At 32.5% G+C, this 12,179-nt stretch carries 10 protein-coding genes and 1 tRNA gene; 2 read left to right on the top strand and 9 right to left on the bottom strand.

Features of this window, described 5'->3' with window-relative positions:
• Positions 1-20: 20 nt before the first annotated feature.
• From AC4FQX_RS09615 to AC4FQX_RS09600, 4 genes are all read right to left on the bottom strand, one after another.
• Entirely contained in the window at positions 21-623 is a 603-nt protein-coding gene (locus tag AC4FQX_RS09615; protein ID WP_491167476.1) for a phage tail-like protein, read from the bottom strand.
• Between the two features lie 862 nt (positions 624-1,485).
• A complete protein-coding gene (locus AC4FQX_RS09610; RefSeq protein ID WP_491167475.1) occupies positions 1,486-3,681 on the bottom strand; it encodes a multicopper oxidase domain-containing protein in 2,196 nt (731 codons plus the stop codon).
• Between the two features lie 53 nt (positions 3,682-3,734).
• Complete coding sequence (locus tag AC4FQX_RS09605) at positions 3,735-4,574, bottom strand: DUF3347 domain-containing protein (RefSeq protein WP_491167474.1); 840 nt, start codon at positions 4,572-4,574, stop codon at positions 3,735-3,737.
• Between the two features lie 100 nt (positions 4,575-4,674).
• Positions 4,675-5,064, bottom strand: a complete 390-nt coding sequence (locus tag AC4FQX_RS09600; protein ID WP_491167473.1) for an HYC_CC_PP family protein — start codon at positions 5,062-5,064, stop codon at positions 4,675-4,677.
• A 146-nt stretch (positions 5,065-5,210) separates the two neighbouring features.
• Between AC4FQX_RS09600 and AC4FQX_RS09595 the strand changes: the two genes are divergently transcribed.
• Positions 5,211-5,283, top strand: a tRNA-Met gene (locus AC4FQX_RS09595).
• 176 nt (positions 5,284-5,459) lie between these two features.
• Here AC4FQX_RS09595 and AC4FQX_RS09590 read toward each other — a convergent pair.
• Positions 5,460-7,367, bottom strand: a complete 1,908-nt coding sequence (locus AC4FQX_RS09590; RefSeq protein ID WP_491167472.1) for an ABC-F family ATP-binding cassette domain-containing protein — start codon at positions 7,365-7,367, stop codon at positions 5,460-5,462.
• 78 nt (positions 7,368-7,445) lie between these two features.
• On the opposite strand from AC4FQX_RS09590, the gene AC4FQX_RS09585 reads away from it, so the two are divergent.
• On the top strand, positions 7,446-7,841 hold the full coding sequence (locus tag AC4FQX_RS09585) for a DUF983 domain-containing protein (protein ID WP_491167471.1): 396 nt from the start codon (positions 7,446-7,448) through the stop codon (positions 7,839-7,841).
• Here AC4FQX_RS09585 and AC4FQX_RS09580 read toward each other — a convergent pair.
• From AC4FQX_RS09580 to porL, 4 genes are all read right to left on the bottom strand, one after another.
• Entirely contained in the window at positions 7,835-8,872 is a 1,038-nt protein-coding gene (locus AC4FQX_RS09580; RefSeq protein ID WP_491167470.1) for an NAD(P)/FAD-dependent oxidoreductase, read from the bottom strand. The two genes, AC4FQX_RS09585 and AC4FQX_RS09580, sit on opposite strands and share 7 nt — an antisense overlap.
• A 68-nt stretch (positions 8,873-8,940) precedes the next feature.
• On the bottom strand, positions 8,941-9,831 hold the full coding sequence (gene porN / locus AC4FQX_RS09575; protein WP_491167469.1) for a type IX secretion system ring subunit PorN/GldN: 891 nt from the start codon (positions 9,829-9,831) through the stop codon (positions 8,941-8,943).
• 54 nt (positions 9,832-9,885) lie between these two features.
• On the bottom strand, positions 9,886-11,430 hold the full coding sequence (gene porM / locus AC4FQX_RS09570) for a type IX secretion system motor protein PorM/GldM (RefSeq protein WP_491167468.1): 1,545 nt from the start codon (positions 11,428-11,430) through the stop codon (positions 9,886-9,888).
• Between the two features lie 56 nt (positions 11,431-11,486).
• Positions 11,487-12,140 (bottom strand): type IX secretion system motor protein PorL/GldL, encoded by a 654-nt coding sequence (porL, locus tag AC4FQX_RS09565; RefSeq protein ID WP_491167467.1) that lies wholly within the window; start codon positions 12,138-12,140, stop codon positions 11,487-11,489.
• Positions 12,141-12,179 lie beyond the last annotated feature (39 nt).

Here is a 12,179-nt window from a genome sequence, read left to right as displayed (position 1 = left end):
TTGAATTAAAGGGTATCTCTCTACTTGACTACTAAGACAATATTCATAAAATCACACGCAGTACTCTTGGACTGAGCATCTTTATGTACTGTATAAGTCAATATACCCTCAGAGCTTACTTTTACACTATTTTCAACAAAAACAGTTTTACTATAATCTATTACATAGTAATATAAGTCTGAGGCATTTTTAAAAAAAGGAATTGAATCTGGTGCGCCCGGACTTCTCGCCTTTGGTTTTGCAAATTGCTCTTGATAGAGCCCAAACAGGTTATATTCTCTTTTTCCTCCTTCAGAAATATCCAGCTTTACTGACGGCATATAAAAGAATTTTACGACATTACCACTAATACATCTCCAATCCGGAATAGTATCAGTACCTATATTCTGACTCAAACAATTTCTATCTATATCATATACTAATAGACCATTAGCAGGGTTTTTTATCGTATCTTCTATCTTTGAAACTCTGGGAATCAGAACACCCATATTCTCACTTGCCACTTCTAATGCAGAAGATTGGTGTGGATTAGTAGTCCCTATCCCTGTAGATTTTTGAGCAAATGAGCCATAACCCTGTAAAATAAGAAATAATACTATTATTTTTTTTAATAAAAACTTCATGATTTTTTTAATTTAAACTTTATATTTTTTGACATACCTAACTCTAATTGTACTAATTCAGAATTAATTTTATAAAAATTATTATATAGATATATATTTATTGAAACTTATATTATAATTTAAAATCTACTTCAATTAAGGGTCTAATAGAATTCCCTTCAGGGATCCTTGTTGTTTGAATAATATATTTTTATAACATCAATCATTTTTTTAGAGTTTGATAAAATTTGCATTACTTAATATATCCAATTATATTATTTTTTTTATTTGCAAAAAAAACATTTAATCTTTAATTATTTAACAATAACCTAGTAAAATAAATAAAAGTAATATTTTGTATCGTTAAACAATACAAGTATTATAAATACTTAACGGTAATTAAGTTTGGATAAAAAACACTTAAACTGAAGTTTGTATCAAACAACAATACTCGCTATCTAAAAACTTAATAGCAACTAAACAAAGAAATATTGAAATCACTTATAGTATTTTTTAACAATACATAAAAATTACATATACATATAGGATTTTAACAAAAATATTAAATAGCATTAATATTTCAAAACTATTTGACATTCAAATTTAGTTAAAAACCTTAATAAACTAATAACCAGCGAAATATACAGTGTATTTATTTTTAATATATACGAAAATTATATTTTTATTTATATTTAAAATCAACATGTTTCATAAAAAATAAATAATTTAATAGTATATTTCACAAACTATTATATAACTATTCCCCAACAATACCAGTAAAGAAAAACAAAATATACATTCATATATGAATGTATATTTTGTTTAATTTATACAAAAGTGCTATTATTGAAACGGAAAAACCTACATAAAGCTTTTAATTCTTCTAGTATATAAATGCTATTCCTACCCCTAATCCCATATCACTATCATAATGACTGGATAATGAAATATTTTTTGTCATTATATATCGTGCACCAATACTGTATTCGAAATCGGTATTCCACGTTCCACTCATACGTAAACGGGAAGTTATCGGAATATCTTCTCGTGCTAACTGCACTCTGGCTTTTCCTTCATGATCGAGCCTTACATCAGCATTAATTAATCCGGGTAATATGTAAATCACTCCTATACAGAGAACAGCTCTTTTATTTTGTGTATTTTGCTGTCCGAAAAGATTTTTTTCTTTTTCATCTGAATTTCTGTATCTCACATCGACTCCTGCATAAGCTGCAAAAAATTGTTTTTCATCTAAATATCTTCCTATATGGATTTCGCTTTCGTAACCTTTTTTATCATCTAATCCTAAACGCCAGTCTAATTGTACAAAATTACGAGTATTTTCTAATCTGAATTTCGCATCACTTCCGTTACTTTCTAAGCCTACATCAGCAGAGAAATAATATCTTCTGTCTTCATTATACACTTTTTGTAAGGCAGAAGCTTCATCCGGTATTTGTGGATTAGGTGGTGAATTTTCATAACTGAATATCCTTCCCATCCCGGACATCATATGATACAGAATATGACAGTGAAAATACCAGTTTCCATATTCTTCTGAAGCATGGAATTCTATAACATCCGTTTCCATTGGCATTACATCAATAACATTTTTCAGAGGAGCATATTCTCCCTGACCATTCAATACTCTGAAAAAATGACCATGTAAATGCATCGGATGTCGCATCATGGAATTATTTTTAATAATAATTCGGATATTCTCTCCTTTTTTAATCATTATTCTGTCTGTTTCAGAAACCGTCTTATTATTAATCGTCCAAACATAGCGATTCATATTTCCCGTTAATTCAAAAACCAGTTCTCGAACAGGACCTTCCGGTAAAGTTGTTTTCACGGGAGACTTCAACATTCCGTAATTCAGCGTAACAATCTCCGGGTTTTGCTGTCTATGACCGGAGTGATCTTCTCCTTCTTTAGTTTCTTTCTTTTTCTCTTTTTCAGATTTACCGGTAATCTCTTCATACATCACGGTATTCATATCCATTTTCTGCATACTCATATTCATCCCCATATCTTTCATATTACCACCAAGAGTCATCATATCATTCATCATTTTCATACCTTCAAAATATTTTAGTTTGGGCAATGGAGCCTTTAATTTCTTAATACCATTACCTAACCATAATGAAGCATGAGAGGTTCTGTCTTCCGCAGTTGCCACAAATTCAAAAGCCGTATTTTCTTCCGGAATAGTAACTTCAACATCATATGTTTCTGATGTTCCTACTATCAGCCTGTCTACTTCTACAGGAACTACATCCATTCCGTCAGAAGCTACTGTCGTGATCTTTCCTCCGGCATAAGTAAGCCAAAAATACGTTGATGAACTACCGTTAATTACTCTTAAACGTACTTTTTGCCCTGGTTTAAACTGAGGAGCTTCGTCTTCAACTTTCCCATTTATCAAAAATCGTTCGTAGTAAACATCACTGACATCCATTGCTTTCATTCGCTTCCATTCATTCGTCAGTTTTGTTTTAAGATGTCCTTCTTTTATCGCCTGAACATAGTTTTGAGTAGTTCCCTTCTTAATCGCATACCAGTCAGATCCTTTATGCAACTTACGTTCAACCTCATGTGGGTTTTCATCTGTCCAGTCACTTAAAAGAACAACATATTCCGGTATCTTAGGCGCTTCTTTTTTATGGATTACAATTCCACCATACATCCCTATCTGTTCCTGAAGCATGGTATGAGAATGATACCAATAGGTTCCGCTTTGTTTTATCGGAAACTTAAAGGTATGTGTAGACATCGGTAATATAGGGGCTGTTGTCAAATAGGATACCCCATCCTGTTCATTAGGCAGGATCAATCCATGCCAGTGAACAGAGGTTTCATGATGCATCGTATTGTGTACTCGTATTACAGCAGTATCTCCTTCTGTAAAATATAATGTAGGTGCAGGTATCTGTCCGTTTATAGCAATTGCTTTTACAGATTTACCGGTATAATTTACGACTGTATCTCTTACATACAGATCGTATTCTTTTATGTTTTGAGCAAAACTAAATGAAGTCAGAAAAACAAAACAAAGCAAGATTATAATTCGTTTCATAATAAAATTGGAATTAAATAGAACGGGATTAAACTCATTCTACGGATAACTTCTTATTTGATTGTCTCTACTGTATTACCACAAGTCAGCATTGATGAACCATAAAAAGGATTCTTAATAGCTTCCTCTCTGCTTAACCAGTTTGATCCTTTATTAAACATCGGACAATACTGATAATAAATGGTTTCATTCGTTTTAAATACTTTTAGTACGGAAAACATATTTACAGACAGTTTAGCAAACTGCTCTCTCTGTAATTTAATCTCTTTTGATGTTGAAATCAATTTTGCTTCTTTTTGTATACTCTGAAGAACATTCATCCAGACCGTATGTTGTTCCGGCTTCATATTATCCATCGAAACTCCTGCTATTGCTTTTGACAAATGACCTGCATGTTCCGAAACTTTCGCTGCATCACCTGCAATCAGAGCGTCTTTCACAGAAAAATATAAGGTATATACATTATCCATTACACCTTTTTGCACAAATTCTTCTTTTACAGATGTATCTGTATGTTTGATATGATGTTCCTGCTGAGTGTTTGTACTTTTAGAAGGTCTGGTGTACTGACAACACTCTTTTAGATCATTATAAACTTCATCGGGAGCTAAAAAACGATCACTGTCATAACCTGCATAAGCTACTCTCTTTAATACAGCATCTGTGTTCGTTTTTTTAGCATCATAAGTTATTGCCAGTAAATCACTTTCAGGATTCCATTCTGCTTTTACAACACCTTTTTCATTAGCTGCTTTCTCAATTGTTTTTTTACACATTTCACAATTGCCATACACTTTTACCGTTTCTGCTTTCAGATTCTTAATTTGAGCTTCACAGCTTACTATTGACAGAAAAACGATTACTGCCATTATTATTTTATTCACTGATTCCATGATTATTTTGTTTTAAATTTAAAATTGATTTTAAACTGTATAAATACAGTCATCATCCGTCTACATAAATTGTATCGGATCATTAATTCTAATTAAAAAATCAAATTCGAAATACCTGATGAATCAAATAAAGAGGTGCCGCAAAAAGATCAGGTGGATGTACTAAATTATGATTTAGTTCATTAGAACTTATAACAGAATATGGACTTGCGAAAAAAGAATCCGGTATTAGCTGTAACAAGAAAGAAGCAACAAACTTTTGAGAAAGCAACTCTGCCTGTTGCTGACTATCTTTTATTTTAAAAGATAGTTGTTTATGTTCGCAACAACTTTTCTTTACTGTGTCTTTTCCGCAGAAATGATCTTTATTCTCTTTGTAAGAATGGGATATAAAAGCCAGTTCATTACTACAAAAATGTGCTGATATCGTAACACCAACTGCTGGTATCAGATATAATGTTGTCAATATTGTAATAAATAACTTCCTCATATTAAGACTGTAGAGTTGTAAAATTATATATTATTACCTGTAAAGTTAATAATTATTTGTTAAAACCTTCTAATAATTCAAACCTCTAAATATAATAACATTATTTTGGTCAGTTTGTAAATTGTTCTTACCTTTGCACCGAACATCGCGGGATAGAGCAGTAGGTAGCTCGTCGGGCTCATAACCCGAAGGTCACTGGTTCGAGTCCAGTTCCCGCTACTAAAAAAAGCCATTCATTTCTGAGTGGCTTTTTTCATTTAAATAAATTACGGAAGAATAAGTAGTTTATTCTCTGGAAAATTTAAGTTATATCAATAATTATATATCCTACAAGATTCAAAAAAACCTTGCAGGATAATCAATTCTTGGCTCTTTGTTCTAAAGCACCTCAAGCTTTATGCTTTATCAATCTCCTCCTGAACAACTTCCCATTCATTTAATAACTTATCCAGCTCTGTTTTTTTAGAATTATAAGCCTTAAAGAATGAAGCATCTTCAATATGTTTATCATAATTTGAAGCCAGCATTTTATCATCTTTCTGAATATCAATCTCTAATTGTTTGATCTGACTTTCAATCTTACTCAACTTATTTTGTAAAGTTTTTGACTTCTTCTGTTCTTCATAAGACAATTTATTATTTTCTTTTGGAGTTGCATTTTTAATAGTGTCTTTTTTCTCCACTTCACGCATATTTTCCAAATTACGCTGCTCTAAATAATAATTGATGTCTCCCAAATATTCTTTGATCTTTGTATCCTTAAATTCAAAAACCGTTTTAGTCATTCCCTGTAAGAAATCCCTATCGTGAGAAACAATAATCAGCGTTCCGTCAAACTTTTTTAAAGCTGCCTTTAATACATTCTTAGACTTAATATCAAGGTGATTCGTAGGCTCATCCATCATCAGCACATTAAACGGCTGTAAAAGCAATTTACAAAGCGCCAGGCGGTTTCTTTCTCCTCCGGAAAGGACTTTTACCTTCTTCTCTACTTCGTCTCCCCTAAACAGGAAAGAACCCAGCATATCACGAACACGGGAACGATTGGAATCCGTAGCAGCATCTTCCATCGTCTGTAATAAAGTAATTTCTCCGTCTAAATATTCTGCCTGATTCTGAGCGAAATACCCCACCTGTACATTATGTCCTAATTTTACATTTCCGGTATATTCAAATTCTTTATTGATCAGTTTTATCAATGTCGATTTACCCTGACCATTCTGACCAACGAAAGCGATCTTACTTCCTCTTTCTACTAATAAATCAATATCTTTCAGAATGACATGATCTCCATAACTTTTTGATACCCCTTCTAATTCGATTACCACTTTCCCCGGAGTCAGCGAAACCGGAAACGTAATATTCATTACGGAATTATCATCTTCATCTACTTCTATTCTCTCTACCTTATCCAATTTCTTGATAAGAGACTGTGCCATAGAAGCTTTTGAAGCTTTTGCTCTAAATTTTTCAATCAGTTTTTCTGTTTCTTCAATCTTCTTCGCCTGATTTTTCTGAGTAGCCAGTTGTTTTTCACGGATCTCGTGTCTCAATCCTAAATATTCAGAATAGGGTTTATTAAAATCGTATATCTTTCCTAAAGAGATCTCAATAGTTCTGTTCGTCACATTATCCAAAAACATTTTATCGTGAGAGACAATTACTACAACTCCCGGATAACTTCGTAAAAACTGTTCCAACCAGATAATTGATTCGATATCCAGGTGATTCGTAGGCTCATCCAGTAATAATATATCATTAGATTGTAACAATAATTTAGCTAACTCAATACGCATACGCCATCCTCCTGAAAATGTATCAGTCAAATTATTAAAAACTTCTCTTTTAAAACCTAAACCTAAAAGAATTTTTTCTGTTTCTCCTACATAATTATACCCTCCTAACAATTCAAATCGATGTGTATAATCGCTAAGATCTTCTATTATCTGACTATACTCATCACTCTCATAATCCGTACGGGTCACTAACTGATGATTAATATCTTCTAATTTTTTTTCAACTTCTTTAATCTCTACAAAAGCCTGATATGCTTCTTCAAGAACGGTACGTCCCTGTTCAAAATCAATATCCTGTCTTAGAAAGCCCATCTTCACTTCTTTCTCTGTTGCTATACTCCCTGAATCAGGAGCAACATCTTTAGAAAGAATTTTAAGCATCGTAGATTTACCAGCACCGTTTTTACCTACTAACCCCACACGGTCACCTGCACCTAATCTAAAGGTTACTTCTTCAAACAAATAAGTTCCTCCAAACGAAACTGATAAATTATGTATGTTCAGCATTATTTTCTATTTTGTATAATTGTTCTATGTTATTCTGTAAATGTATAGTAAATTTGCAATTCACTAATTTTTTTGCAAATGTTAAAAAAAGGATCCAAACTATATAGCATTTTAACAGGAAGTTGTCCTAAATGCCATAAAGAAAGTATGTATGAAGAAAAAAACCCATATATACTCTCTAAAATCTTTAAAATGCATGAAACCTGTTCCCATTGTGGCACAAAATATAAAATCGAACCATCTTTCTTTTTTGGCGCAATGTATGTCAGTTACGGGGTAGGAATCGCTTTTGGAGTAGCTGCATTTATTATTTCTTATCTTTTTATAGGTACAAATTTAAAAACTGCATTTATCTCCATTATAGCTACATTAATTGTTTTTATGCCTTTTATCATGAGAGTATCCCGTAATATCTGGATCAATTTCTTTATAAGCTATGATAAAGACGCTGTCTCAAAATATAAAAATCAATAATACCTATTGATATCTATTTCTTTATCAAGCGGTTTCTGAAATTCAACAAAATCATACAAAACCTCTGCCATTGTAGGTCCTAACATCACTCCTCTTGTTCCCAGACCATTTAATAAAAAAACATTTTTATACAAAGGATGTACTCCTAATAAAGGTCTGCGATCTTTAACTGTAGGTCTTACTGCTGCTAAATGTTCTACTACTTCAAAATCACAGTCTATTAACTCTTTTACTTTCTCTACCAGCTCTGCTTTACCTTTTTCTGTTGGTATATCTGTTTTATCATTCGGGTTATAAGTAGCACCTATTTTATATAGATCATTTCCTATCGGTAAAATAAAAACACTCGTTTTAACAATTACATCCAGATCTAAATCAGGTGTTTTAATAATCAGTAATTCTCCTTTTGTTCCATCTAATGGTAAATCTCTAAATAACGGATTAAAATGCATCCCAAAGCCTTCTGCGAAAACAATACTCTTTGCTTTTACATCTTTATACTGAACAAAATCTTCTTTTATTTCTAACAAATCGTAATCAAAAGAAGTCTCGCTCATAGAATCTATGGAATGGAGATATTTTTTATATCCGTCTAATAAAGTTGAGATCTCCAGATAACCAGTTTGTAAAACTTCACCATAACCAAAAGGAGAACGGAAATTTTTATATTTTTTATTTTTTAACTGCGTTGATAGAAAAGGTGCCAATGAAGGTTTATCCGCAGCAATAAACCAATTATTTTGCTCTTCAACTGAAAAAAACTTTCTGTAAACAGGCATTTTAAAATCCAGCTTAAGGCTTAATTTATCTTCCAGCCTATGATAGAAATCAGCTGCTTTTTTTATCTGTTCCTGCGCACCCCAGACTTCACTAAAACGTTTTAAGATCACAGGATTATAAAGTCCTCCTGCAACTCGGGAGGAATGTTGGGAATCATTATCAAACACAACGATGGATTTATTATTCTGCAAAGCTGTTTCTGCAAAAGAAACACCCGCAAGACCACAACCTACAATTATATAATCTTTCATAATTACAAAAATAAAAAACTCTTACCCCAAAAAGGTAAGAGTTATATTTGAATTGGAGAAACTTCTTATTAATAGTTCCACATATCCTGTTCGAAGTTGCGGATTTTATCTTTTATTCTTTCAGACTCTAACAATTGCATCTGCGCATTGTCTTTCATGTAATCTTCAACTTTTCTGTCACCATAAACATTTTCCTCTTTATAGATAACACCATTAAATCTTCTTGAATTCAGTAAATGATCAAAAGAGATCGGCATTGCTGAATTTCTGTCATTAAAAGCTTTCGCTTCATGAAGTACTTCACGAGCATCAGGGAAATATACCCAAAATAACTCTACATAGTCTTTTTCTTCATTATCTATTGTATAAACATCCGGAGCAATTGGAGCAATTCCAATCAATCTGTATTTTAACTCACCCTGACGTTTATCAAAATACCAGTATCCCATAATTTTATAATCACTGATATCTTCAGATGTTAAATCTCTTCTTACGATATATTCGTCAGAAATCTTCTCACCGGCATTGAATTGCTCTCTACCAGTATCTGTAGTATCAACTTTTGACAAAGAAGCCTGAATATCCTGTAACGATTTTTTTGCAATAAAATAACTATCTGTGTATACTTCTGTTATTTTACCGGATCTCATACCTGCTGATAAGGCATCATATAATGATCTTCTCTCTTTACCAATATTCATTGTATCAATAGGGTAATACAGCGGGAAATTAATTCTTTCGTCAAGATCAATAATCTCCCATACTTTTTTCCCCATTAACACATCTCTATCATCAACATAACCATAAGGTAATGGTTTGTCATTATCAGCTAAATCTTGTGCTTCAGACTTCACACCAATCTGATTTGGTGTTTTGGCATTAAGCAAATTAGATTGTGCAAAAGAAGTCATGCTTCCTAATAAAAGAACGACAACTGATAAAAAATTTCTCCAATTCATATTTTTAAATTCTAAGTTGTTTTTAAGTAAAGCGTCAAAGCTAACTTAAAATAATTATTGTATTTCAAATGCTACCGGAGCTGTTTTAGGTAACATATAGTTTCCTGCCCCGTCTAATTTTGTTTTAATCTCAGAAATAATAATCATATCGCCTCTGCTTGCTTTAGAAATAGCTGCTTTAGCTCTTGCATCTAATTTATTTCCTGAAACTACAACTGTTGGTTGTCCAGGTGCTTTAATATTAAATCCTGTAACTGACAATCCTATATCAAAATCAAAATCTTCTAATTTAGCACCTATTGTAGAAACTTCTAAGTTAGATTTAGGTCCTTTTACAGTTCCTGTTTCTCCTCTAACGGTTCCTACCGGGCTAGGAATTCCTTTAACTCTGAATGTTTTTGCATCAGTGACAGTTTTTCCATCAGGTAATTTACCTGTTACATTAATTGTAACTTCACGTCCCTGTACTGTAGTAACATCCATAATATATTTACCAGTAGTACCTGATTTAGATAATCCGGGACCACTAGCTGTTACACTATTATCAGCCACTCCGGCAAATGAAATCGACATAGGGTTTTTAACTCCTCTGTATACAACATTCATTTTATCTGCAGAAATTGTAGCAGAATTAGGTCTTGGTACAACAACATATTTTCCTTCAAACTTCAGAGGAATACTTTTTCCGTCCTCTAAAAACGAAAATTGTCCGTTAATTGATTGTTCTCCTATGCCACCTGCAGTTAATGAAATAACAGCTTGTCCGTTTATTAACTGACCAGGACCTTCAAACGAAGTGGGTTTAGTGTTTTCGTCATAACGACCTAACACAACTTTACCTTTAACCTCTTCACCTTGAAAATAAGCATTTTTCTCTAAAACTACGATCGCTTGATAATTGCTGTAAGATGCTGCCTGAACTGCTGCTTTTCCTAAAGCAGCACTGATTACATCAGACTCAGCCTTCTTAACATCACTTTGCCATGCTGATAATTTTGCTAAAGAGGCAATTGCTGGAAAGCCTTTAAAATGGTAATTTAAAAACTTATCTTTTAAACCATCTTTAGTAATAACATCAGAAACATCAAACGATTTATTAACTTGGTTTAATATTGCAACATATTTTTTTTCATCACTAAGAGCATTTTTCATTTCAGTTTTATAAACAGTAATAGCACTCATTACCTCATTACCTCTCTTCGTGTATCCGTCACCTGTAAACCAACTATTATCAAGATTATCTGCTTTATCCATTGATTCATAAGGCAGTTTACCTTCTACTGGTTCTACACCTACTAAAGCTTCTGTTTTTAAAGTAGCTATAAAGTCATAAAACTTTTTTGTCGCATCCTGAACTTTATGTGCTGTTGCTGCAGCAACGGCAAACTGACCTTTAGCTTCTACAGCTTTAGTGTCTAATGCCTGCATCATTTCCTCATTCGTAAAACTTGAAGATTCATTTGCTGCTTCAAATTTCTCATTCATCAATCCAAAAGCCGATAATACTTCTTTGGACATATTCAATGCTAACATCGCGATAAAAACCAGATACATCAGGTTTATCATCTTTTGTCTGGGGGTTAATTTTCCTCCTGCCATTCTATTTTCTAATTAGTTTTTTTTGTGAATAAATTTAATTTTATTAGTATAACTAATTAGCCTTTGTTAGTCATTGCAGAAAGCATACCACCATAAACATTATTTAATGAAGATAAGTTTGCACTTAATGAACTCATTTGTGCTTTTAACTTATCAGCATTTTCAGCTACTTCTTTATTAATTTCAGTATTTCTTGAAACACTTTCTAATTGCACTTTATAAAGACTGTTCAAAGATTCCATTTGTGCAGCAGCTAAAGACATCTCTTCACTATATTTTCTAGTAGAAGCTACTGAATCTACAGTTGGAGCAATTCCTTTTGCAGCTACTTCGAAATTTTTAATACTATTTCCTAAACTTGCCATTAATTCTCCATCAATTTTAGCATCTTTTAATAAGCTATCTAATTTTTGAGATAATAAACCCTGTGCTTCTGTTGCTTCCTGAGTATCTTTCTTAACCGTTTTGTTAGAAGCATTTCCCCCTGCAAGCTCCGGATAAACAAGAGACCAATCTAATTCATCATCAACAGGTTCAAATGCAGAAAGAGCAAAAATAGCCGCTTCCACAACAAGACCAATTGTTAACATTAAATTCCCTGATATTGGTCCAAATTCTATGTGAGTAATTTTGAATAATGCTCCAATAATTACAACCGCAGCTCCCATACCATATGAGAAGTTCATTACTTTTTTGCTTAAAATCGCCATTTTTTAATCTTTTTTTTGTTAATTTATTTTTCTTTTTTT

It is taken from the genome of Flavobacterium sp. AK-301 (genome assembly GCF_058310215.1).
Note: the sequence above shows the minus strand (reverse complement) of the source record. Positions and strands in the feature narration are given on the sequence as shown.